At 50.5% G+C, this 21961-nt stretch carries 26 protein-coding genes; 17 read left to right on the plus strand and 9 right to left on the minus strand.

The window, feature by feature from the left end:
* The first annotated feature begins 67 nt into the window (after positions 1-67).
* From DW757_RS02415 to DW757_RS02485, 15 genes are all read left to right on the plus strand, one after another.
* A complete protein-coding gene (locus DW757_RS02415) occupies positions 68-748 on the plus strand; it encodes an epoxyqueuosine reductase QueH (protein WP_118750882.1) in 681 nt (226 codons plus the stop codon).
* A gap of 112 nt (positions 749-860) precedes the next feature.
* Positions 861-1541 (plus strand): HAD family hydrolase, encoded by a 681-nt coding sequence (locus DW757_RS02420; RefSeq protein WP_118750883.1) that lies wholly within the window; start codon positions 861-863, stop codon positions 1539-1541.
* Positions 1542-1630: 89 nt separating this feature from the next.
* Positions 1631-2761, plus strand: coding sequence for a metal ABC transporter substrate-binding protein (locus tag DW757_RS02425; protein WP_087382068.1), 1131 nt, complete (start codon positions 1631-1633; stop codon positions 2759-2761).
* Positions 2761-3468, plus strand: a complete 708-nt coding sequence (locus DW757_RS02430) for an ABC transporter ATP-binding protein (protein WP_021966906.1) — start codon at positions 2761-2763, stop codon at positions 3466-3468. The genes DW757_RS02425 and DW757_RS02430 overlap by 1 nt, the downstream gene beginning before the upstream one ends.
* Complete coding sequence (locus DW757_RS02435; protein ID WP_008394979.1) at positions 3468-4292, plus strand: metal ABC transporter permease; 825 nt, start codon at positions 3468-3470, stop codon at positions 4290-4292. The genes DW757_RS02430 and DW757_RS02435 overlap by 1 nt, the downstream gene beginning before the upstream one ends.
* A 292-nt stretch (positions 4293-4584) precedes the next feature.
* The gene (locus tag DW757_RS02440) at positions 4585-5292 is read left to right on the plus strand and encodes a F0F1 ATP synthase subunit A (RefSeq protein WP_008394980.1); all 708 of its coding nucleotides are present in this window, start codon (positions 4585-4587) and stop codon (positions 5290-5292) included.
* Positions 5293-5406: 114 nt separating this feature from the next.
* Complete coding sequence (gene atpE, locus DW757_RS02445) at positions 5407-5631, plus strand: ATP synthase F0 subunit C (protein WP_008394981.1); 225 nt, start codon at positions 5407-5409, stop codon at positions 5629-5631.
* A 14-nt stretch (positions 5632-5645) separates the two neighbouring features.
* On the plus strand, positions 5646-6155 hold the full coding sequence (gene atpF, locus DW757_RS02450) for a F0F1 ATP synthase subunit B (RefSeq protein WP_118750884.1): 510 nt from the start codon (positions 5646-5648) through the stop codon (positions 6153-6155).
* The gene (gene atpH / locus DW757_RS02455) at positions 6136-6648 is read left to right on the plus strand and encodes an ATP synthase F1 subunit delta (protein WP_118750885.1); all 513 of its coding nucleotides are present in this window, start codon (positions 6136-6138) and stop codon (positions 6646-6648) included. The genes atpF and atpH overlap by 20 nt, the downstream gene beginning before the upstream one ends.
* Entirely contained in the window at positions 6645-8156 is a 1512-nt protein-coding gene (atpA, locus tag DW757_RS02460) for a F0F1 ATP synthase subunit alpha (RefSeq protein ID WP_118750886.1), read from the plus strand. The genes atpH and atpA overlap by 4 nt, the downstream gene beginning before the upstream one ends.
* Positions 8157-8190: 34 nt before the next feature.
* A complete protein-coding gene (atpG, locus tag DW757_RS02465; RefSeq protein ID WP_118750887.1) occupies positions 8191-9087 on the plus strand; it encodes an ATP synthase F1 subunit gamma in 897 nt (298 codons plus the stop codon).
* A gap of 11 nt (positions 9088-9098) precedes the next feature.
* Entirely contained in the window at positions 9099-10487 is a 1389-nt protein-coding gene (atpD, locus tag DW757_RS02470; protein ID WP_008394986.1) for a F0F1 ATP synthase subunit beta, read from the plus strand.
* 13 nt (positions 10488-10500) lie between these two features.
* Positions 10501-10953: a F0F1 ATP synthase subunit epsilon gene (locus DW757_RS02475; RefSeq protein WP_118750888.1), complete on the plus strand. Its 453-nt coding sequence runs from the start codon at positions 10501-10503 to the stop codon at positions 10951-10953.
* Between the two features lie 299 nt (positions 10954-11252).
* Positions 11253-11528, plus strand: a complete 276-nt coding sequence (locus DW757_RS02480) for an HPr family phosphocarrier protein (protein ID WP_243033303.1) — start codon at positions 11253-11255, stop codon at positions 11526-11528.
* A gap of 21 nt (positions 11529-11549) precedes the next feature.
* Positions 11550-12275 (plus strand): DUF554 domain-containing protein, encoded by a 726-nt coding sequence (locus tag DW757_RS02485; protein ID WP_118750889.1) that lies wholly within the window; start codon positions 11550-11552, stop codon positions 12273-12275.
* 58 nt (positions 12276-12333) lie between these two features.
* Here DW757_RS02485 and DW757_RS02490 read toward each other — a convergent pair whose 3' ends face one another.
* A complete protein-coding gene (locus DW757_RS02490) occupies positions 12334-13527 on the minus strand; it encodes an ion transporter (protein WP_008394990.1) in 1194 nt (397 codons plus the stop codon).
* A 303-nt stretch (positions 13528-13830) separates the two neighbouring features.
* Between DW757_RS02490 and DW757_RS02495 the strand changes: the two genes are divergently transcribed.
* Both DW757_RS02495 and DW757_RS02500 read left to right on the plus strand, forming a co-directional pair.
* Entirely contained in the window at positions 13831-14976 is a 1146-nt protein-coding gene (locus tag DW757_RS02495) for a GTP-binding protein (protein ID WP_118750890.1), read from the plus strand.
* Positions 14977-15058: 82 nt separating this feature from the next.
* Positions 15059-15994, plus strand: coding sequence for a GTP-binding protein (locus DW757_RS02500; RefSeq protein ID WP_008394993.1), 936 nt, complete (start codon positions 15059-15061; stop codon positions 15992-15994).
* Positions 15995-16070: 76 nt separating this feature from the next.
* On the opposite strand, the gene DW757_RS02505 is transcribed toward DW757_RS02500, so the two are convergent.
* From DW757_RS02505 to DW757_RS02545, 8 genes are all read right to left on the minus strand, one after another.
* Positions 16071-16766 (minus strand): DUF4405 domain-containing protein, encoded by a 696-nt coding sequence (locus DW757_RS02505; RefSeq protein WP_118750891.1) that lies wholly within the window; start codon positions 16764-16766, stop codon positions 16071-16073.
* Positions 16763-17449 carry a carboxymuconolactone decarboxylase family protein gene (locus DW757_RS02510; protein ID WP_118750928.1) on the minus strand — a complete coding sequence of 229 codons (687 nt, stop codon included), beginning with the start codon at positions 17447-17449 and terminating at the stop codon, positions 16763-16765. The genes DW757_RS02505 and DW757_RS02510 overlap by 4 nt, the downstream gene beginning before the upstream one ends.
* Positions 17450-17463: 14 nt before the next feature.
* Complete coding sequence (locus tag DW757_RS02515; protein ID WP_021966914.1) at positions 17464-18501, minus strand: aldo/keto reductase; 1038 nt, start codon at positions 18499-18501, stop codon at positions 17464-17466.
* 13 nt (positions 18502-18514) lie between these two features.
* Positions 18515-18724, minus strand: a complete 210-nt coding sequence (locus DW757_RS02520; protein WP_118750892.1) for a tautomerase family protein — start codon at positions 18722-18724, stop codon at positions 18515-18517.
* Positions 18725-18763: 39 nt separating this feature from the next.
* The gene (locus DW757_RS02525; RefSeq protein ID WP_118750893.1) at positions 18764-19459 is read right to left on the minus strand and encodes a flavodoxin; all 696 of its coding nucleotides are present in this window, start codon (positions 19457-19459) and stop codon (positions 18764-18766) included.
* Between the two features lie 84 nt (positions 19460-19543).
* The gene (locus tag DW757_RS02535) at positions 19544-20410 is read right to left on the minus strand and encodes a DUF3737 family protein (RefSeq protein WP_118750894.1); all 867 of its coding nucleotides are present in this window, start codon (positions 20408-20410) and stop codon (positions 19544-19546) included.
* 15 nt (positions 20411-20425) lie between these two features.
* Positions 20426-20779, minus strand: coding sequence for a MerR family transcriptional regulator (locus DW757_RS02540; protein ID WP_118750895.1), 354 nt, complete (start codon positions 20777-20779; stop codon positions 20426-20428).
* A gap of 138 nt (positions 20780-20917) precedes the next feature.
* Positions 20918-21808 (minus strand): LysR family transcriptional regulator, encoded by an 891-nt coding sequence (locus DW757_RS02545; protein WP_015573726.1) that lies wholly within the window; start codon positions 21806-21808, stop codon positions 20918-20920.
* Between the last annotated feature and the right edge of the window lie 153 nt (positions 21809-21961).

A 21961-nucleotide genomic window follows, 5' to 3' on the forward strand; every position in this document is an offset into this window, starting at 1 on the left:
ATGGGACGGAGAAGACTGCTGAATAATTTTGGCAGTCTTTTTGCGTGGGGGAAAGCCGGCAGGACCTATGCCGAAGGAAGATGCAGTAAAGGAGGAGAGCATCGGGATGAATGGAAAGAACAGGAACTTTCAGAGAGAGATGGACAGACTGATTGAGAAAAACGAAGGGGAGGGAATTGTCCCCACCCTGTTTCTCCATAGCTGCTGCGCACCGTGCAGCAGCTATGTGCTGGAGTATCTGTCCCGGTATTTTAAAATCACAGTCTACTACTACAACCCAAATATCTATCCGCCCAGTGAGTACGAGGAGCGGACAGAGGAGGTGAAGCGGCTGATCCGGGAGCTTCCTGTGAAAAATGAGGTTTCCTTTGTGGCGGGAGAGTACAGGCCTGAACAGTTCTATGAGGCAGTCCGCGGCCACGAGGAGGATCCCGAGGGCGGGGAGCGCTGCGGCATCTGCTTTGAGCTGCGCCTTAAGGAGGCCGCAAGACTTGCCGGGGAGGGCGGGTTTGACTACTTTGCCACAACCCTGACCATCAGTCCTCTGAAGGATGCGGCAAGGCTCAACCGGATAGGGGAGGAGCTGGGGGCAGAGTACGGGGTGAAATATCTGGCCTCAGACTTCAAGAAGAAAAACGGTTATAAACGCTCTACCGAGCTGTCAAGGGAGTACGGTCTGTACCGCCAGGATTACTGCGGGTGCGTGTTTTCCATGAGAGAGAGGGAAAGGGAGAGGGAAAAACAGTAATATATGAATAATTGCCGAAATGTTAAAAGGATTGAAAGTTTCCCTGTTTTATCATATGATATACAAGGCAAATTAGGAGTCAGAACCAGACAGAAGAAGGGAGAACGGCAATATGTACAAGCTCTGTATTTTTGATTTGGATGGAACCCTGTTAAACACGCTGACGGCGCTGACCTACGCGACGAACCTTACCCTGCGCTCCTTCGGGCTGGGGGAGATTACCATAGAGGATACCAAGCACATGGTGGGCGACGGCTACAAGACCCAGATGGAGCGGGCCCTCTGCCACTTTGGCCATGAAAATATGAAGTATTACGATCAGAGCCTTTCAGAATATATGAAGAACTTTTCGGCAAACTGTATGAGAGGCGTAAAGCCCTATGACGGAATCCTGCATCTCCTTTCCTTTATCCGTGAGAACCATATTAAAATGGCGGTATTTTCCAATAAGCCCCATGAGCAGGCGGTTGAAAATATTGAAACGGTTTTCGGGGAAAATACCTTTGATATGATTCTGGGACAGCGGGAGGGAATTGCCAAGAAGCCGTCACCGGAAGGAGCTCTTTTTATCTGTGAGAAGCTCCAGGTAAAGCCAGAGGAGTGCCTGTACCTGGGGGATACCAACACAGATATGAGGACGGGGATTGCCGCCGGGATGGACACGGTGGGAGTTACCTGGGGATTCAGGGACAGGGAGGAGCTTCTGGCCTTTCACCCAAGGTATATCGCAGATCATCCGTCTGATGTGGAGAAAATTCTGAAAAAGGAAAACACAGAGGCTCTGAAGAACTGAGAAACCTGCAGGGGAGAAAATCCTGCAGAAGGATGAGTGGCCTGCGGAAGAGGAAAAGCCGCCAAAGACCAGAACAGCGGAGGAATGAAATGATTAAAAAACAGATAAAGCACAGCGGCAGAAAGGCAGCCCGGATTCTTCTGGGGGCCGGTTTAACGGCGCTTCTGGCAGGCTGCGCGGGAAGAACCCCAAAACTGCCGGAAACGGAAGGCGCCCTGAATCCGCAGGTTTCGGAAGAGGCGAACCCTTCCGCCTCCCAGGAGGAGCCTTTAAAAGAGGAGCCTTTAAAAGTCGTGACCACTGTATTTCCCTACTATGATTTCACGCGCCAGATTTCCGGCGGGCTTATCGAGTCGGGACAGGTGGAGCTGGAGCTGATCGTTCCGGCGGGGATGGACAGCCATTCCTTTGAGCCGACGCCTGCCGATATCATTAAAATCCAGGATGCTGACCTGATTATCTGCAACGGGGGAGCCATGGAACAGTGGTTTGAACGGGTATTGGACTCCCTCGATACGCAGAACCAGCAGGTTATCACAATGATGGACTACGTGGATACGGTGGAAGAGGAGATTGTAGAAGGGATGGAGGCGGAGGAGCACGATCACTCCCATGATCATGTCCACCCTGCAGGTGTGCCAAAGGAGGGTGAGGAAGGACACCTCTACGACGACGGCCACGAGCAGGAAATAGAGTATGATGAGCATATCTGGACATCTCCTGTAAATGCTATGACCCTCTCAGAGGTGATTGCCGGCACGCTCTGCGAGATGGACGAAAGCAATCAGGAGATTTACAGGGAGAACCTGGCAGAATATGAGGAAAAGCTCTCAGCTCTGGATCAGAAATTCAGGGATATCGCAGAGCATGGGAAAAGACGGCTGGTAGTGTTCGGGGACAAGTTTCCGCTCCGGTACTTTTTCGATGAGTATGGTCTGGAATACAGGGCCGCATTTTCCGGCTGCAGCACGGACACGGAGCCCAGTGCCAAGACGATAGCCTACCTGATCGACAAGGTAAGGGAGTTAGATATCCCGGCTGTCTATTATCTGGAGCTTTCCAGCCACAGAGTCGCTGAGATTATCGGGGAAGAAACGGGGGCGGAGCCTCTCCTGTTTCACTCCTGCCACAATGTGACAAGACGGGAATTTGACTCCGGCGTGACTTATTTGGAGTTAATGGAGCAAAATGCCGTAAATTTGAGTAAAGGATTGAATTGATGGGAACATTACTAAGGTGTGAACACGCAGACTTCGGGTATGAGAACCAGGATGCTGTGGTAGATGCAAATCTGGAGGTAAATACAGGGGACTATATCTGTATTGTGGGAGAAAACGGCTCAGGAAAGAGCACCCTGATGAAGGGAATCCTGGGACTTCTGAAGCCTACTTCGGGAAAGATCGTGGTTTCCGAGGAGCTGAGGCGTGCAGGAATCGGCTACCTTCCCCAGCAGACGGCGGCCCAGAAAGATTTTCCGGCAACCGTCTATGAGGTGGTGATTTCCGGCTGCCTGGGAAAAAGAGGAAACCGCCCGTTTTATTCCAGGAAGGAGAGGGCGCTGGCTGAGTACAATATGGAAAAGCTGGGCATTACAGACCTGAAGAAACAGTGCTACCGGGAGCTCTCAGGAGGGCAGCAGCAGAGGGCGTTAATTGCGAGGGCTCTGTGCGCCACAGATAAGCTCCTGGTGCTGGACGAGCCGATCACCGGTCTCGATCCGTCTGCGATTCAGGATTTTTACCATATGATAAAGAAGCTAAACAGAGAGGAGCAGGTGGCTGTTCTGATGGTATCCCACGATATTCAGAACATTGTCCATCAGGCCAACAAGATCCTTCACCTGAAGAGGGAGGTTTTGTTTTACGGCTCTGTCTCCGATTATGTGAAAAGCCGTGTAGGGCAGGGATTTCTGGGAGGTGAGGACTGATGAGCGCGGTGATTGAAATGATATCGTACCCCTTTATGGTGAGGGCGCTCATCGGGGGAATTCTGGTTTCCCTCTGCGCATCCCTCCTGGGAGTGAGCCTGGTGCTGAAGCGCTATTCCATGATCGGAGACGGCCTTTCCCATGTATCCTTCGGTGCCCTTTCTGTGGCTCTGGCCATGGGCTGGTCGCCTCTCAGGGTTTCCATCCCCGTGGTGGTCCTTGCCGCCTTCTTTCTTCTGCATATTACAGAGAGAGGGAGGATCAAGAGCGATGCGGCCATTGCCATGATCTCGGCCAGCGCTCTGGCTATCGGAATTATCGTCACCTCCATGACCACAGGAATGACCACGGATGTGAGCAGCTACATGTTCGGAAGCATTCTGGCCATGAGCAGGGAGGATGTGAGGCTCTCCGCTCTGCTCTGCGTGGTAGTTCTGTTTTTATTCCTGTTCTGCTACAACAAGGTGTTTGCCGTGACCTTTGATGAAAACTTCGCCAAGGCCACCGGCGTCAGGGTGAGACTCTACAATGTGTTGATCGCGGTCCTGACAGCCGTGACCATCGTGCTGGGAATGCGCATGATGGGAGCCATGCTGATTTCAAGTCTGATCATCTTCCCGTCCCTGACTTCCATGCGGGTGTTTAAGAGCTTTCACGGGGTGGTGGTCTCCGCCGGCATTCTTTCTGTGATCTGCTTTTTTGCCGGTATGGTGCTGTCCTACGTCTATTCCACGCCGGCAGGAGCCAGCGTGGTGGTGGTCAACCTCTGCTTTTTCCTTGTATTTTCGGCAGTTCAGATGCTGCGGCAGTCAGGAAGGCGGTAGGCGGGGAACAAATTGTACGGCAGTCAAAAGAAAAGCCGGAGAAATTTGAAGGGAATTCAGACAGTAACCAGGTGAAATAAAATGTTACATTTTATTAACACACTAGTCGTATTTTGAATAAAATAACCATAAATTTTCATGAAAATTTAGAAGTTTTATCTAATTACTTTCACATGTGATTAGGCGTATAATAGTGGAAATCAGGAAAAAGACGGGAAAACAGTAGAAATGCTGTTTTTCTGTCTTTTTTCAAGAAATATCTGAAGACGATATTCAGACGTACTTCAGACAAATGAGAAAAGGAGGGATTAAAACGGAAGCTCTTTCTAGCGCCCTGATGGAGGAGCTGAACTGTAAAGTGGTATTTACGATCCCGATTTTCGGCGGGATACCGATTTACGAATCAGTTGCAGTTACATGGATCATCATGGCAGTATTAGTGCTTCTCTCCAAGCTCCTGGTAAGAAACCTGAGTGTGGAAAACCCTGGGAGGGTTCAGCTTTTTCTGGAAAGCTCCATTGGATTTCTGAGGGATTTCTTCGTGGATTTGGTAGGAGAAGAGGGAAAAGGTTATGTTCCCTATCTGATTTCGACAGCCATCTTTATTGGCGCCGCAAACCTGATAGGAATTGTCGGTTTTGTGCCTCCGACAAAGGATCTGAACATGACAGCGGCTCTGGCAATCATCAGTATTGCCGTGATCGAGTACGCGGGATTCCACAAGAAAGGCGCAAAGGGATTTTTGAAAAGCTTCGCAGAGCCGGTGGCCATTATACTTCCCATCAATATTCTGGAGGTGTTCATCAGGCCGGTATCTCTCTGTATGCGTCTTTTCGGAAATGTGCTGGGCTCCTTCGTAGTTATGGAGCTTATCAAGCTGGTGGTGCCGCTGTTCGTGCCGATTCCGTTCAGCTTTTACTTTGACATTTTCGACGGGCTGATTCAGGCCTATGTGTTTGTGTTCCTGACAGCTCTGTTTATTAAAGAATCGTTAGAGTAGCTGAGAAAAACAGGACGTGAAGCCCTGGACAGAAGGAAAGGCCGGGCGGCCAGAGGCGAATCTGCGGCGGGACAGCAGAAAACAGTAAATGAATAAGTAAAGGAGAAAACAGTTATGTCAACATTAATCGCTATCGGAGCAGCTATCGCTGTATTTACAGGTATTGGAGCAGGAATTGGTATCGGTATCGCAACATCCAAGGCAGTGGAGGCCATCGCAAGGCAGCCGGAGGCTGAGAGCAAGATCAGCAAGGCTCTTCTTCTGGGATGTGCCCTGGCAGAGGCAACAGCTATTTACGGTTTCGTAATCGCCCTCGTAATCATTCTGTTCTTAAAATAAATTAGGAAAGGCAGGTGGAAGAGGTGTTACAGTTTAATGTAAGCCTTGTCTACAACATCATAAACCTGATTGTCCTCTGTCTTTTGCTGAAGCACTTTTTAATTAAGCCTGTGCTGGGAATTATGGACAAGCGGCAGGCCATGATAAACGAGAAGCTGGAAAATGTGAAGAGCACGAAAGAAGAGGCCGACGCCTTAAAAAGTCAGTATGAGGCGGCTCTTAAGGATGCCAGAGCAGAATCCGGCCGGATTGTGGAGGAAGCCAGAGGCCGTGCAAAGAAGGAGTACGACCGCATCGTGGCCGAGGCTGACAAAAAGGCGGCTGAGGATCTTCTGAAGGCGAGGGAAAGCCTTGAAGCAGAGCGCGTGAAAACCATGGAAGAGCTTAGAGGAAGGATTGCGGAGGTAGCTCTCTGCGCTGCCAGACAGGTATCCGGCAGTGCTTCCGGCGCCCCGGAGGATCTGGCTCTCTACGACCGTTTTATAGAGGAAGCAGGTGAATGCCATGACCCAGACAGCAGGTAATTACGCGAAGGCCCTCTTTGAGCTTTCCGTGCCGGAGCAGGCGCTTTTGGAGACGGAGAAGCTGCTGAAGGCGGAGAGCCGCCTGATGGAGGCTCTCAAAAATCCGACGGTCTCTCTGACGGAAAAGGAGCGGGTGGCTGACAGGATCTTCCCGGAGGAAACCAGATCCTTTATAAAGACAGTCTGCCGCCATGGACATGCGGGACTTCTTTTTGAAATATTTGACGCCTACAGAGCCTATGCAAAGGAGCAGAGGGGAATTCTGAGGGCTGTCCTCACCTATGTGACTCCTCCAACCGAGGAGCAGCTTCGCGGCCTCTCCGAATTTCTGAAGAGGAGATTTGGAAAGAGAGAGGTGGAGTTTGAGCTTACAGAGGATAAAACGCTGCTCGGGGGCTTTGTCCTGCGGGCGGGAGCATTTGAATATGACAGAAGCCTCAGGGGAAGCTACAGGCGTCTGTCCAACTACTTGTACGGAGGTGAGAGGGCTTGAGTTCAATCAGTTCAGAGGATATTATTTCCATACTGAAGGAAGAAATAAAAAATTATGACGACAGATGCCGTGAGGAGGAAACAGGAACCGTCATCTCCGTGGGAGACGGCATTGCCAGGATTTACGGCATGGAGCATGCCATGTACGGCGAGATCGTGATCTTCGACAACGGTCTCAAGGGTATGGTTCAGGATATTAAGGAGGACAGCATCGGATGCATCCTCTTTGGAAAGGATACAGGCATCAGCGAGGGAAGCCGGGCTGTCAGGACGAGGAAAAAGGCGGGAATCCCTGTGGGAGATGCCTTCTTAGGCCGTGTGGTGGACGCCCTGGGAGCGCCGATTGACGGAAAAGGGGAGATTAAGGAGGACGGCTACAGGCCGGTGGAGCAGGAGGCTCCCGGCATTGTAGAGAGAAAATCGGTAAACAGGCCTCTGGAGACAGGAATTCTTTCCATCGATTCCATGTTCCCTATCGGACGGGGGCAGAGGGAGCTTATCATCGGCGACCGGCAGACAGGAAAGACATCCATCGCCACGGATGCCATTTTAAACCAGAAGGGCAAGGATGTCATCTGTATCTATGTGGCAGTAGGACAGAAAGCGTCCACCGTCGCCAAGCTGGTGTCCACTCTGACGGAGCACGGAGCCATGGATTATTCCATCGTCATGGCGGCTACAGCCAGCGACTGCTCGCCGCTTCAGTATATTGCGCCTTATTCAGGCACTGCTCTGGCAGAGTATTTTATGCACAAGGGGAAGGATGTGCTGATCGTCTACGACGATCTGAGCAAGCACGCAGTGGCCTACAGGGCTCTGTCCCTTCTGCTTGAGAGATCTCCGGGGCGTGAGGCTTATCCGGGCGATGTGTTCTATCTGCACTCCAGGCTTCTGGAGCGTTCCAGCCGCCTGAGCGACGAGCTGGGAGGAGGTTCCATCACGGCCCTGCCGATTATTGAAACACAGGCCGGAGATGTTTCCGCCTATATTCCGACTAACGTGATCTCCATCACAGACGGCCAGATTTTCCTGGAAACGGATCTGTTCTTTGCGGGCCAGAGACCGGCAGTCAATGTGGGACTTTCTGTATCCCGTGTGGGCGGCGCAGCCCAGACAAAGGCCATGAAAAAGGCCTCGGGAAGCATCCGTATCGACCTGGCCCAGTACCGGGAGATGGAGGTGTTTACCCAGTTCAGCTCTGACCTGGACGCCTCCACAAAGGAGCAGCTCCAGTACGGAAAGAGCCTGATGGAGCTTTTAAAACAGCCTCTCGGAAGTCCTTTAAGCCTTCACGAGCAGGTAATCACCCTGTGTGCGGCAAGACATAAGGTTTTTATGGATCTTGACGTCAAAAGAGTGAAACCCTTCCAGACAGAGCTTCTCAGATATTTTGATTCCAGCTACCCTGAGATCGGGGAGGAAATTGAGAAGACGGGAGTCCTCTCTGACGAGCTGGAAGAGAGGATTGTGTCGGCGGCAAAGCAGTATGCAGAAACGCAGATCCGGTAAAAACGCTTATTTTGGCAGGAAGGCAGGTGAGTAAATGGCGGGCACAAAGGAAATTCAGACCAGGATGAAGAGCATTCAGGACACCATGAAGATTACGAACGCCATGTATATGATCTCCTCATCCAAGATGAAGCGGGCGAAAAAAGTTCTGGCTGACACAGAGCCGTATTTCTTCGGCGTGCAGACAGCCCTCGACAGAATTCTGAGACATCTGCCGGATGAGGAGAAAGAGAGCCGTTATCTGGACGAGAGGACAGATGTGAGTCCCGAGGACAGAAAACGCGCCCTTATTGTGGTTACGGCTGATAAGGGATTAAACGGGGCATATAATCACAATATTATCAAGATGGCAGAGGAGGAGCTGGAAAAGCCCGGCCACACAAAGCTCTATGTACTGGGCGTTGTGGGCCGCCAGTATTTCTCCAAAAAGAAAGTGGATATGGACGGAAGCTTCCGCTACACGGTGCAGAAGCCGACCATGCACAGGTCCAGGATGATTACGGAAACGGTGATCGAGGGCTTTCTAAGCGGAGAGTTTGACGAGGTATCCATCCTGTTTACAGAGATGCTCAATTCCATGAAAGAGGAGCCGGTACTCAAAACGCTGCTGCCCCTCAAGCATCCGGAGCCGGAGCCTATCTCTCTTCCCATGGACATGAGAAGGGAGGAGATCCGTCTGTTCCCGTCAGCCAGAGAGGTGATGGACAATATTGTCCCAAGCTATCTGGTGGGAGTGATATACGGCGCTCTGGTGGAATCCTACGCCAGTGAGCACAACGCCAGGATGATGGCCATGCAGGCTTCCACAGACAACGCGAAAGCGATGCTGAAAGAGCTTTCTGTCCAGTACAACAGGGCAAGGCAGGCGGCCATTACCCAGGAGATCACAGAGGTAATCAGCGGCGCCAATGCCCAGAAGAAAAAGCGGTAGAGGAGATAATTATGAATAAAGGCAGAATTGTGCAGGTCATGGGACCTGTGGTAGATGTTTTATTTGAAGACGGCGTTCTGCCCCATATCAAGGATGCCCTGAAGGTAAAAAACGGGGACAGAACCTGTGTGATGGAGGTGTCCCAGCACCTTGGAAACAGTACGGTCCGCTGCATTATGCTGGCGGCCAGCGAGGGGCTGTGCCGCGATATGGAGGTAGAGGCCACAGGAAAGGGAATCCAGGTTCCTGTGGGCGACAAGACGCTGGGCCGTCTGTTCAATGTGCTCGGAGAGACCATTGACGGCGGAGAGTCTCTGGAAGGGGAGGAGCACTGGGTCATTCACCGGGATCCGCCGTCCTTCGCAGACCAGAAGCCGGTTGTGGAGATTCTGGAGACAGGAATTAAGGTAATCGACCTGCTGGCCCCCTACGCAAAGGGAGGAAAAATCGGACTGTTCGGAGGAGCCGGCGTGGGAAAGACCGTGCTGATCCAGGAGCTGATTCAGAATATTGCCACCGAACACGGCGGCTACTCGATTTTCACAGGCGTGGGAGAGCGTTCCAGAGAGGGAAATGACCTCTGGACAGAGATGAAGGAGTCAGGAGTCCTCTCAAAGACGGCCCTGGTGTTCGGGCAGATGAACGAGCCGCCGGGAGCGCGTATGAGAGTTGCGGAGACGGGACTTACCATGGCAGAGTATTTCCGTGACAGGGAGCACCAGGACGTGCTTCTGTTTATAGACAATATCTTCCGTTTCGTGCAGGCCGGATCAGAGGTTTCTGCCCTTCTCGGACGTATGCCGTCGGCCGTAGGATACCAGCCTACGCTGGCTACAGAGATGGGAGAGCTTCAGGAGAGGATTGCCTCCACGAAGGAGGGAAGCGTTACCTCCGTGCAGGCTGTCTATGTGCCGGCCGATGACCTGACGGATCCGGCTCCGGCCACGACCTTCGCCCATCTGGATGCCACCACGGTGCTTTCCAGGAAGATTGTGGAGCAGGGGATTTACCCGGCAGTGGATCCTCTGGAATCCACATCGAGGATTCTGGAAGCCGACGTGGTCGGCGAGGAGCACTATGAGACGGCAAGACGTGTCCAGGAGGTGCTTCAGAAGTATAAGGAGCTGCAGGATATTATCGCCATCCTTGGTATGGAGGAGCTGTCCGAGGAGGATAAAAATACGGTGTACAGAGCCAGAAAGATCCAGAAATTCCTGTCCCAGCCCTTCCATGTGGCTGAGAATTTCACGGGAATCCCCGGAAAATACGTTCCGCTCAAGGAGACCATCCGCGGCTTTAAGATGATTCTGGACGGGGAGATGGACAAATACCCGGAAAATGCGTTCTTCAATGTGGGAACCATTGACGATGTAATCGAGAAGGCAAAGGCAGAGAGTTAAAGGAGGAGATTTCATGGGAGCAGAGGCAACCTTCGGGCTTGAGATCTATTCCAGCAACGAAATTTTCTATCAGGGCAGAGCGAGCTTTATCGATCTGCCGGCTACAGACGGCGGACATACCTTTCTGGCCCACCACGAGGATGTGGTCATTGCTCTGGTGCCTGGAATTACCAGGTTCGTCCCTGCGAAGGACCCGGGTGAAAAGGGCGAGGGAGCCGCAGATAAGCCTCAGGAGCAAATTATAGCCACAGGAGCCGGTTTTGCAGAGATGATCAACAACCGTGTGAAGGTGTTTGTACACTCTGCGGAGCGGCCGGAGGATATCGACATTAACCGGGCCAGGGAGGCTAAGGAGCGGGCTGAGGAGCAGCTTCGCCAGGAGCAGTCCCTTCTGGAGTATTACAGAAGCCAGCGGGAGCTGGCGAGGGCCATGTCCAGGCTGAGCGCGGCCGGAAAGAGAAAGTAGAGAGGCTCTGCTGCCAGGTTGGGTGCACCGGGGCAGAGCAGAATCTGCCCCTGAAGCGGCCTGTCTCCCCGGGGGAATCCCCAGGCAGAACCGGGAGATGTGATTTTGATATAGCGGATATTTTATTTAAGTATTTTACACGGGAAATCAGTTGCTGTATACTACTATCGGACTTCGCCCAGGGAGGAACAGCCAGTGGTTTTGATATGCCATTTCTCCCTGCTGCAGGAGATAAGAGGAAACAGAGACTGCGGCGCGGCTGTGACGGAATATTGTACTTTAGAGAGGAAATTAAGGCTATGGTAGAGAAAAAAATCCGTTTTCTGAACACAAATGACATTATTAAATTCTGCGGAATCTGCCAGAAGATGCAGTCAGATATTGACGTTGGAAAATTGGGAGAAAGAGTAAGCTGGATAGACGGCAAATCGCTGATGGGACTTATGACTCTGAAGATCGGGGAGAAGATGAAGCTGGTGGTAAACGGCGAGGATGAAGAACTCTCAGAACACTTTTTCAGGGAATATGAGGTGGATGAGATGTACGATGCCGTCCGCCTGGAAGAGAGAGCTTAAGGCCAAGCAGGAGAACAGCTTATGATAGGCTTAGGGACGTTTATCAACAGCGTCAGCATTATTGCCGGCGGTCTGATCGGACATTTTGCCGGCAGGCTGTTAAAGCCTGATATGCAGGATGCCTTAAATAAAGCGTGCGGTGTCAGCGTGCTTTTTATTGCCATTGCAGGGGCGATGGAGGGAATGCTCAGAATTGAGGAAAATGCCTTGATTTCAGGGCAGTCTATGTTCGTCGTCCTGTGCCTTACAGTGGGCACGGCCATAGGAGAGCTTCTTGGAATCGAAAGAGGCTTTGAGCGGCTCGGCGAGTGGCTGAAATATAAATCCGGAAATGGCAGGGATCCGGGCTTTACGGATTCGCTCGTAACGGCTTCCTTAACGGTATGCATTGGAGCTATGGCTATAGTCGGAGCGATCAGGGACGGGATCCTGGGAGACTGTTCCATGCTTGCGGTAAAGGCGGTACTGGATTTTATTCTTATCGCCGTGATGACTTCATCCATGGGAAAAGGCTGTGTATTTTCTGCCATTCCGGTTTTTATTTTTGAAGGCTCTGTCACACTGCTGGCACGGCTGCTGGCCCCCTTCATGACAGGGACGGCCATTTTTTATTTATCACTGATTGGTTCTGTTTTGATTTTCTGCATAGGGGTTAATCTGGTCTGGGACAAGCGGATTCGTGTAGCCAATATGCTTCCGGCTATGCTTCTGGCAGTTCTGGCCGCATATCTGCCGTGGATAAGCTGAGAAATGAACAGGCCCGCTCTCCGGCTGCATCTGTTCTGACAGTTATTCTGACATGTATCTACACTTCAATTTCCACACTGTCTCTTACATCCCGCTTTGTATACAGAATCACCTTGTCCTCGGCGCGCAGCACCAGAGAGCCGCTGGGGATCAGGATCTTTTCCCCGCGCTGCACGATCACGATCAGCGTCTTACGGGAAATATTCAAGTCACGGATAGCCGTTCCCACCCACGGATGGCGATCCCACAGCTGCAGTTCTTTCAGGGTAATGCCCACGTCGTCCTGATAGCCTTTGGCGCCGAAAATCAGGCGGTCACCTATCTCAATTTCCACATTTCCTTTCGGAACGATTGTTCTTTTTCCGCGGCGGATGACGGCCAGAATCATCTCCGGAGGCAGCGGCAGATCGGAGACCCGCATGTGTTCCCAGGGATGGTGCTCTCCTACGGCCAGGCTGATAAAGCGGATATTTGTTTCCTCTGAGTAATCAGCCATAGATTTCAGCTTGGTATACTGCTCCACAAAACCAGCAGATATAATACCGGTGGGAATCGCTACAGTTCCCACGCCCAGAAAGGCGATCACGATGCCCACCAGCTGCCCGGCATTGGTCACCGGGTAGATGTCTCCGTAGCCTACGGTCAGCAGGGTAGACACTGCCCACCAGATTCCGGAAAATGCGTTCTGAAATTTGTCCGGCTGTACGTCATGCTCCAGGCTGTACATAAACAGGGAGGATGCCACAATCAGGATCAGCAGGATACAGACGGACGAAAAAATCTGATCCTTCTTCTCGTGGAGGACATCGGTAATTACATTAAATGCGTCGTAATACATGTTGATGCGGAACAGCCTGAAAATACGCACTACCCGGAACATCCGGAACGTGACAATACCCATGGGAAATATCACGGGAAGGAAATACGGCAGGAAAGACAGCAGGTCGATGATGCCGAAAAAAGAAAACATAAAAGAAATCCTTGCCTGCCTGCGGCTTTTTCTGGGATACAGGTATTCTGCGGTCCAGATGCGAAGCATATATTCCACTGCAAAAATGCAGGAGGTGATCAGTTCCAGGCTGCGGAGCAGGGGAAGATACGGCCGGGACTGTTCAAAGGTCTCAAACAGGGTAATAAATAAGTTCAAAAAAATAATAAATGCAATAAAAAAGTCAAAGACAATACTGGCGATATCATGATCTCGTCCAATCTGAATGATCTCAAAGACACGGCGCTTGGCAGGAACCTTCACAGCTCTTTTCTCCTTTGTACCAGATAATTTAAAACCATATTAGCACTTTTCTGGGGAAGAATCCAGTCCATCCCTCCCGGTTTCAGGGCCTGAAAATTCGTACTGCGCTTTTTAGCCGGTGCGGCTAAAGGAGAATCTCTGTCCTGTGCCGAAAGCGAAAAGGGGAAGCGGTTGACTTTACAGGGGTTTTGTGTCAAAATTATATACTGGACTGAGGCGGACGAAGGGGTCGCTTTTGTCGCTGCATATTGAGAGAAGCCAGGGGCTTCAGAAAGATAATTACAGAAAAGAAGGTAGATAGAGATGACAAAGATTGATATTATTTCCGGTTTCCTGGGTGCAGGAAAGACTACTTTTATTAAGCGCCTGTTAAAAGAGGCGATTTCCGGTGAAAAGGTCGTTCTGATTGAGAATGAGTTTGGAGAGATCGGTATTGACGGAGGATTTTTGAAGGATGCGGGAATAGAGATCCGCGAGATGAATTCCGGCTGCATCTGCTGTTCCCTTGTGGGAGATTTCGGAAAATCTCTGGCAGAGGTGCTCACGAAATATACTCCTGACCGTGTGATCATTGAGCCATCCGGAGTAGGCAAGCTCTCCGATGTGATGAAGGCTGTCAGAGATGTTGCCTCCGAGATCGAGGTTGAGTTAAACAGTGCTGTCACCGTGGCTGATGCCAGCAAGGTGCGCATGTATATGAAGAATTTCGGCGAGTTTTTCAACAACCAGATTGAAAATGCCGGAACCATTGTACTCAGCAGAACCGACATAACAGATCCGAAAAAGGTACAGACTGCTGTGGAGATGATCCGCCAGCACAATCAGGATGCGGCGATTGTGACTACACCTGTCAGCCAGCTTGCTGGAACACAGCTTCTGGAAATTATCGAGAAGAAGGACAATATGATGGAAGAGCTCATGAAGGAGGCCAGAGAGCACGCCCATGAGCACGGCCATCACCATCATCATGATCACGACGGAGAGTGCTGCTGCGGTCACGATCACGACCATGATCACGGAGAAGGAGAGTGCTGCGGCCACGGCCATCACCACGATCACGAGGAGGGAGAGTGCTGCGGTCATGACCATCACCATGATCACCACGATCACGACCACGGTGAGAACTGCACCTGCGGCTGCCATGACCACGATCATCACCACCATCATGCCGATGACGTATTTACAAGCTGGGGGCGCGAGAATGTAACCGGCGTCAGCAGAGAGAGACTGGAACAGATTCTTAAGGATCTGGCGTACAGCGGAAAGTACGGAGAGGTTCTTCGGGCTAAGGGAATGCTCCCGGCTGCAGACGGGACATGGATGCACTTTGATCTGGTGCCGGAGCAGGTGGAGATCCGTGAGGGCTCTGCCGACTATACAGGCAAGGTCTGCGTAATCGGAGCAAATCTGGATGAGAAGGCGCTGGAGGAAGCGTTCAGCGCTCAGTAGGCAGGCAGAGGTAAAAGAAGAGAGCAGCCATCGGGCAGGCAGATTTACGGCCCATGGCTGCTGAAAAACAGGAGGACGACAGATGGACGAGGAGCGTATGCCGCTTTTTCTGATCAATGGTTTTCTGGAAGCAGGAAAGACTGAGTTTATCAAATTCACCATGGATCAGGATTATTTTAAGACAGAGGGAAAAACACTTCTGATTGTCTGCGAGGAAGGCGAGGAGGAGTATGAGGACGAGTTTCTGGAAGAGAACCGGACAGCTGTCGTGTATGTGGACGAGCTGTCAAAGCTGACTCCGGAATATCTCTCCGATCTGGAACTGCTCTACAACCCGGAGCGGGTGCTCATGGAGTGGAACGGAATGTGGAGCCTGGACGAGCTGAAGCTGCCGGCAGACTGGGAGCTGTACCAGCAGATCACCATTATCGACGGGTCCACTTTTGAGCTTTATCTGAACAATATGAAGCCGCTGGTGGGGGCAATGGTGAGAAATTCAGAGATGATTATCATGAACCGCTGCGACGACATAGAGGATCTGGATACCTACAGAAGAACCCTCAAGGGGATGAATCCGCAGGTAGAGATTATTTTTGAGGACTCTGAGGGTCAGATAGAGGAAGTGACAGAAGCGGATCTGCCGTACGATGTAAATGCCGATGTAATTGAGATCTCCCCGGAGGCCTATGGAATCTGGTATATCGACGCATTGGACAAGCCGGATCGCTACCGGGGCAAGGTGGTGGAATTTACAGCCATGGTGTTAAAGACACCGGACTTCCCGAAGAATTACTTTGTGCCTGGGCGCATGGCCATGACCTGCTGCGAGGCCGACATGACCTTCCTTGGATTTATGTGCAAGGCCAAGAACGCAAGGCTCCTGGAGACAAAGCAGTGGGTGAAGGTAAAGGCCCGTGTGGAGTACGAGTACAGCCCTGAGTATGAGGGAGAGGGGCCGATGCTTTACGCTGACTATGTGGAGCCGGCAGAGCCCATTAAAGAGATTGTACAGTTTTAAAAAGATGGATGATACAGCAGAAAACGGACTCTTCGGAGTCCGTTTTCTGCTCTGTACAGGCGGCAAGGCTGAAATTTCAAATCCCGTTATGACTTCTTCGCTTTTGTAACTGCGCCATGAGCTTTGTACTGTAGTGAGCGATAAAAATACAAAGTCCCATAAGCGCAAGATAATCTATATAAAAGAAAATTCTCGGTTCGCTGTAATCCAGAAATACAAACTCGCTTTTCAAAAACAGACAGGTGGGGAAACCTCTGCTGATGAATACCCATATGCCATATCCGGAGATAATTAATCCTGCGGCGAAGGCGATCATACTGGGGCTTTTTGTTTTACTTTTTATCTTTAACGCTTTTCGCAGCATTCCCAAAATCATATTCCAGTGAAGTCCCAAATGCACGCTCATCAGGAGAAAGCCCCAATATGCCCCGAGAATATGGAGCCGGCGAGCCAGGGACATGCCGCCTGTCCCCGGCAGGAAGGCAAATACATAGCGGGACATCACAATACCGCTGTACATCTGAGCGAGCATTGCAAGCAGGAGAAGCAAATCGACACAGAGCGTCACAGTGCGCAGTGCGCTGTATTTCCCCTTGAACAGGGTTTTATGCCAGCGCCCGTTCAGAAGGTGGTGGGCCACAAAAAGAAGGAACATTCCGGCACCCACCCATTCATGGGGCGCTTCTCCCCAAAACTGATAGCCCATTAAAAAAAGCAGGGCCAGTGTCATGGAAACGTCGACGGCTAATTTTATAACGGCTTTCGGTTTCATTCCTCCACCGCCTTACCTATGCAGGCAATGGCGTTCAGGCTGCGGGGATAACCGATGTAGGGCAGGCACCCGGAAACAACACGAATCAAAAAGTCCCTGTCATTTCCAAGATTCAAATTTCCTTTTGCGTGGGCAATCAGCTGAGGCTCACAGCCGCCCTGGGCCATAAGGAAGCAAAAGGTAATCAGCTCACGCTCTGCCAGGCCAAGGCCCGTTCGGGTGTAGTAATCGCCAAAGCAGTTTGCCGCCAGCCAGCGGTTGATATGGCCTGTTTTCCAGGCCTCCTTCATATGCTCACCGAAAATTGCCGCCTGTGCCTCGATCCCCTTTTCCAGCCTGTCGGCAAGGGTAGTCGTCGCCTGTCCGTTAAGGGGAAGCTCTATGCCTCTCTCGGTCAGCACCTCATTGGTAACATTCAGAAACGGCAGCATTCTGCCATACCCCAGATAGTCGGCGGCCTGGTAAACGATCTCCTTTGCCGCTATGGGGGTGATGCCGTTTTCCAACGCCTGAGGGAGCATTTCTCTATAGGCATCCACACCTCCGCAGCCGATCAGCGCTGCCAAAATTGCCAGACAGCGGGTTGGCGGCTCCAACTGCTGGTTTTCTTCGTTTACAACTTCATCAAAGGCAAAATGCTCAAAGCGTTCTGCAAATTCAGGATCTGTTTTCTTTAAATTCATTTTTTTGTCTCCTTTCAGATTTTTTGGCTGCCTGTAGACCACACGTGTTTTTCTCTTGCGGCTTCAGGGGTGTTCTGCGCCATTACGCCTACCAGATTGTGGGGAACATAGGGTTCCTCTAAAAATGCGAGCTCATCGTCAGTCAGAGTAAGCCCGGCAGCTTTCGCCATGCCCTCAACCTGGTGAAGCTTCGTTGCGCCCACGACAGGAGCAGTAACCTTTGTCAGCAGCCAGGCAAGGGAGATTTCAGTCATAGATACTCCGCGCTTATTGGCAAGCTGTATCACACGGTCGATGATGATGCTGTCCTGCCTGGCGGTAGCGTCGTATTTCAGATGCGCATAGCTGTCCTCCTGCAAACGCTTTGAGGTTTCGCCGGGGTATTTGGAGAGCCGACCGCCTGCAAGTGCGCTGTAGGGTGTCATGGCTATATTATCCTCACGGCAGAGCTTCGCCATTTCCCGTTCTTCCTCCCTGAAGATCAGATTGTAATGTCCCTGCACCGATACAAATTTTGCAAAACCTTCTTTTTCGGAAAGGGCGTTTGCCTTTGCAAGCTGATAGGCAAAGCAGTTGGAAATACCGATGTACCGGGCCTTCCCCGCTTTGACGGCGTTGTTCAGCCCCTCCATAATGTCGTACAGAGGCGTATTGTAATCCCACATATGGTAAATGTATAAGTCAACATGATCCATGCCGAGATTTTCAAGACTCTTGTCAAGCATTTTTTCGATGTGCTGCTGGCCGGTGATCCCCGCTTCAATTTCCTCATTGGTACGGGGCAGGAACTTTGTCGCTATCACCACGCTGTCACGCTCTGCAAAATCCCTGATGGCCCTGCCGAGATACTGCTCGCTTGTACCGCTCTGATAGCCGATTGCCGTATCAAAGAAGTTGATGCCAAGTTCCAGGCCTTTTCGGATGATTTCACGGGAATGTTCTTCATCGACCGTCCAGCTGTGCTGACCGTTTCCGGCCTCTCCAAAGCCCATACACCCCATACAGATACGGGATATATGAAGGTCAGAATTTCCTAATTTTGTGTATTTCATAACTGTTCTCTCCTTATACGCCCGGCTCCACGAACATTTTTTTGTCTTTCAGGCGCTCCATATGGGCGTTCCACTCTTCCTTCGGAACATCCTCAATGGACACCGAGACGAATTTTTCGTCAATGTTCAGTTCCTTTGCCAGAAACTGCTGTACCTTAAGGGCTATCTCTTTTTTAGCTGAATCGTCCCTTCCGGGAATCATCGTAATATCAACATGCGGCATAAAATTACCTCCTATCAATTTTCATAATAAAATGTCCTCTTATTTTGCAAGTCCTGTATCATTCAGCCATTGGCTGACCGCATCGTCGGGCTCGGATGAGGAGCTGCTTCCGATATGAAGCCCCTCTGTCACGGCTGCGTCAGGCTCAAGGGATTTTATCTCATTGACTGTTCCGGAAAGACCGCTTCCTCCGCTGGTGCAGAACGGAGCAATCGTTTTTCCTGACAGGTCGTAAGTATCGAAAAATGTATAGAGAATCATCGGCATATCGCCCCACCAGTTGGGGAATCCCACATAGACAACATCATACTGGTCAATGTTTTCGATGCTGCCGGAAATTGCAGGGCGCGCGTTTTCCTTCTGTTCCTCCTGTGCCACATCCAAAACAGTATCATAATCATCGCTGTAGGATGTGGCAGGCACAATCTCAAAAATATCGGAATCCGTCTGGCTCTGAACAGACTTTGCAACATTTTCAGTATTGCCTGACCAGGAGAAATAAACGACCAGTGATTCAGAGCCTGTTTCGGCGGGCGCGGAAAAATCTGTCTGTCCACTCGATTCTTCGGCGGAGCCGGAGGAAGCACCTGGACTATCTGATTCTTCCTCAGATGCAGAGGTCTGACTGCCTGACTGCTGTGGGGGAGAGGATGATTCCTCATTTGCCGTGCTGCTGCAGGCGGAAAGAGAGAGCAGCAGGGCAAAAGCTGCGAGAACTGTAAATGCTTTTTTCATTGCGACAACTCCTTTCTGGTTTGAAAAATTTTCCTTTATGGTTCAAAATGGATATTAAAATGGATATTGTGCAGCCCCTTTCCTTCAGTGAGTGCTGATTCCACTCTCACAGCTCGTTTTTCCGACGATGACCTGGCCTTTTGCTTCGTCGATATCCATAATGATCTGGCTGACCTGGGGCACATAGATATGTCCGGACAGGGGATTTTTAATGCTGACGATTGGAGCAGTGAGAGTTGCCTCTACCTGGGAGCGCTCAAAGCTTAGATCGGTTTCGATCATTTCGCAGTTTACGAGCTTCAGATTTTTGCAGTAGCAAAGGGGCTGGGTGCCGATGATTCTGCAGTTTTCAAAGGTGATATTTTCGCTGTACCACGCCAGGTATTCACCTTTCACAGTGCTGTTTCGCACGGTAATGTTTCTGGTGTGCCAGAAAGCGTCCTTCGTGTCGAACACGCAGTTTTCAAAAACGGAATCGGTGATATACTGAAAGGAATATTTGCCTTTCATGCGGATATTGCGGAAGGACAGGTGATCAGAGCGGAGCATAAAATATTCGCTATCGGCGGTGCAGTCCTCCATGGAGATACCGTGCACCGACCAGCCGAATTCCGGTGAAAGGATGTCGCAGCCGCGCATTTTAATATTTGCACATTCGCGGAGGGCCTTAATTCCGTGGAGTCTGGTATGGCTGATCTCCACATTTTCAGAGTACCAGAGAGCTGCTCTGCAAAGCTCGGTCATTTCCGAGTTTTCAATTTTCAGATCCGTGTCGTGCCAGAACGGATAGCGGAGATTGAAAAAGCAGTGATCGACTGCAACATCTCTGGATTCCTTAAATGCGCTCTCCCCGTCAGCAGGGCCGTCAAAAGCGCAGTCTTTTACGAGAATATCACGCGCGCCATAAAGAGCTCTCTCTTCGTCAAAGGTTTTATTTTCAATGGTTTTCATAGCGTTCTGCCCCTTTCAAGCCTTCATTGCCTTTTGTATTTCAAACCGGAGATAATCCAGGCGGTCTAACTGCCGTTCCTTGAAATGGATTTCATCCAGTGTGCCGTTTCTCTTTTCGCTCAGCATTTTCAGCCGTTCTTTCTCGGTTGATTTTCCCTTCAGAAGAAGCTGCATATATTTTTTCACCTCGTCATTGGAAAAGCCGATGTCGTGAAGCGTCATAATGGTGCTCAGCCGTTCCATATCGCTCTCATCATAATGCCACGAGCCCATAACTTTTTTGACTTCGCCGCACAGCCCCCAGCTTTTGTATTCCTGCAGGATTTTAATGGGGATTTTATATCGCTCGCTCGCCTCGTTAATCGTCATTTCAACCCTCCTTCCCGATAGAAAAAAAACAGTGATAAAAGTAGAAATAAAATAAAGACAAAAACAAAAAATAAAAATAAAGGTGCTCCGTCCTGGAACACCTTTATTATAAATTTGCCTGTGTGGAATGTCTAATACTTATATTTCATCATAAGATATGCCTTTTAGGTATTGTGATGCAAAATCGATAAAGGCGGAGGTTGTAGCAGAAAATATCTGCTCTTTTTTCCATGCTAAGGCCGTCGAAACTTCCAGAGCAGGGCGTAATGGGATAAAGCGCAGATTTTCGTAGGTGCAGTTTAAGTTTATGCTGAGCATTACGCCTATGTTTTCTTTCACCAGCACGGCTTCGTTATAAGGAAGATTCGCCGTCGCTGCGATTTCCACCTGTTCTCTGCAGTCGCCAAGCCATTTTCCGATACGGCTTTGGTTGAAATCGCCTGTTGCAGTCACAATCGACATTCCTTTCAGATCTTCAGGACTTATGCTTTCTTTTTCAGAAAGAGGAGAATCGACTGGAGCAAACAAACCCCATTGCTCTTTAATCGGCATATTGACAAAGTTATATTTGCGCATGTCAATAGGCTCTGACATTAACCCGATGTCTAAGTGTCCTCTTTCAATATAGTCCCGGATGTTATTTGCATTTCCGCTGTATATCTCATACGTTACATTGGGATATTTTCTGCGGAACCCGGCGATGATTTTTGCTAAATATTCTGTGGAGCGAAACTCTCCGCTGCCGATTGAAATGGTGCCGGAGAGAGCCTCGTCTTTCTGCAGAAAATCCCGCTTTGTTTTATCTGCCAGGGACAGAATCTCCTGTGCGCGGCGCTTTAATATCATTCCGTCCTCGGTCAAAATAATATTATGATTGCTGCGGACAAACAGTTTTACGCCCAGTTCCTGTTCCAAATCGGCAATCTGCCGTGACAATGTAGGCTGTGTGACATGAAGCTGCCGGGCTGCTCTCGTAAAATTTTCTTCTCTTGCGATTGTCAAAAAATAATTTAATACGCGAAGTTCCATCTGCCTTACCTCCGATAAAAGTATAGCATAGGCAGAGATGAAGAACAATATATCTGACTATAAGCTATGCTTTCTGTGAATAGCAGTTTTCTGCTGTCGGCCGGACCTGACGGGAAGGTCTTTCTGCAGAGCAAAAAACAGGGCGTCTGCAGG

Source organism: Clostridium sp. AM29-11AC (genome assembly GCF_003480545.1).
In the GTDB taxonomy this organism is placed as follows: domain Bacteria; phylum Bacillota; class Clostridia; order Lachnospirales; family Lachnospiraceae; genus Otoolea; species Otoolea saccharolyticum_A.

Excerpts from the sequence above, each read along its gene's own strand:
- DW757_RS02415 (WP_118750882.1), top strand. The coding sequence starts at position 68 with ATGCCGAAGGAAGATGCAGTAAAGGAGGAGAGCATCGGGATGAATGGA.
- DW757_RS02420 (WP_118750883.1), top strand. The coding sequence starts at position 861 with ATGTACAAGCTCTGTATTTTTGATTTGGATGGAACCCTGTTAAACACG.
- DW757_RS02425 (WP_087382068.1), top strand. The coding sequence starts at position 1,631 with ATGATTAAAAAACAGATAAAGCACAGCGGCAGAAAGGCAGCCCGGATT.
- DW757_RS02430 (WP_021966906.1), top strand. The coding sequence starts at position 2,761 with ATGGGAACATTACTAAGGTGTGAACACGCAGACTTCGGGTATGAGAAC.
- DW757_RS02435 (WP_008394979.1), top strand. The coding sequence starts at position 3,468 with ATGAGCGCGGTGATTGAAATGATATCGTACCCCTTTATGGTGAGGGCG.
- DW757_RS02440 (WP_008394980.1), top strand. The coding sequence starts at position 4,585 with ATGAGAAAAGGAGGGATTAAAACGGAAGCTCTTTCTAGCGCCCTGATG.
- atpE (WP_008394981.1), top strand. The coding sequence starts at position 5,407 with ATGTCAACATTAATCGCTATCGGAGCAGCTATCGCTGTATTTACAGGT.
- atpH (WP_118750885.1), top strand. The coding sequence starts at position 6,136 with ATGACCCAGACAGCAGGTAATTACGCGAAGGCCCTCTTTGAGCTTTCC.
- atpG (WP_118750887.1), top strand. The coding sequence starts at position 8,191 with ATGGCGGGCACAAAGGAAATTCAGACCAGGATGAAGAGCATTCAGGAC.
- atpD (WP_008394986.1), top strand. The coding sequence starts at position 9,099 with ATGAATAAAGGCAGAATTGTGCAGGTCATGGGACCTGTGGTAGATGTT.
- DW757_RS02475 (WP_118750888.1), top strand. The coding sequence starts at position 10,501 with ATGGGAGCAGAGGCAACCTTCGGGCTTGAGATCTATTCCAGCAACGAA.
- DW757_RS02480 (WP_243033303.1), top strand. The coding sequence starts at position 11,253 with ATGGTAGAGAAAAAAATCCGTTTTCTGAACACAAATGACATTATTAAA.
- DW757_RS02485 (WP_118750889.1), top strand. The coding sequence starts at position 11,550 with ATGATAGGCTTAGGGACGTTTATCAACAGCGTCAGCATTATTGCCGGC.
- DW757_RS02495 (WP_118750890.1), top strand. The coding sequence starts at position 13,831 with ATGACAAAGATTGATATTATTTCCGGTTTCCTGGGTGCAGGAAAGACT.
- DW757_RS02500 (WP_008394993.1), top strand. The coding sequence starts at position 15,059 with ATGGACGAGGAGCGTATGCCGCTTTTTCTGATCAATGGTTTTCTGGAA.
- DW757_RS02505 (WP_118750891.1), bottom strand. The coding sequence starts at position 16,766 with ATGAAACCGAAAGCCGTTATAAAATTAGCCGTCGACGTTTCCATGACA.
- DW757_RS02510 (WP_118750928.1), bottom strand. The coding sequence starts at position 17,449 with ATGAATTTAAAGAAAACAGATCCTGAATTTGCAGAACGCTTTGAGCAT.
- DW757_RS02515 (WP_021966914.1), bottom strand. The coding sequence starts at position 18,501 with ATGAAATACACAAAATTAGGAAATTCTGACCTTCATATATCCCGTATC.
- DW757_RS02520 (WP_118750892.1), bottom strand. The coding sequence starts at position 18,724 with ATGCCGCATGTTGATATTACGATGATTCCCGGAAGGGACGATTCAGCT.
- DW757_RS02525 (WP_118750893.1), bottom strand. The coding sequence starts at position 19,459 with ATGAAAAAAGCATTTACAGTTCTCGCAGCTTTTGCCCTGCTGCTCTCT.
- DW757_RS02535 (WP_118750894.1), bottom strand. The coding sequence starts at position 20,410 with ATGAAAACCATTGAAAATAAAACCTTTGACGAAGAGAGAGCTCTTTAT.
- DW757_RS02540 (WP_118750895.1), bottom strand. The coding sequence starts at position 20,779 with ATGACGATTAACGAGGCGAGCGAGCGATATAAAATCCCCATTAAAATC.
- DW757_RS02545 (WP_015573726.1), bottom strand. The coding sequence starts at position 21,808 with ATGGAACTTCGCGTATTAAATTATTTTTTGACAATCGCAAGAGAAGAA.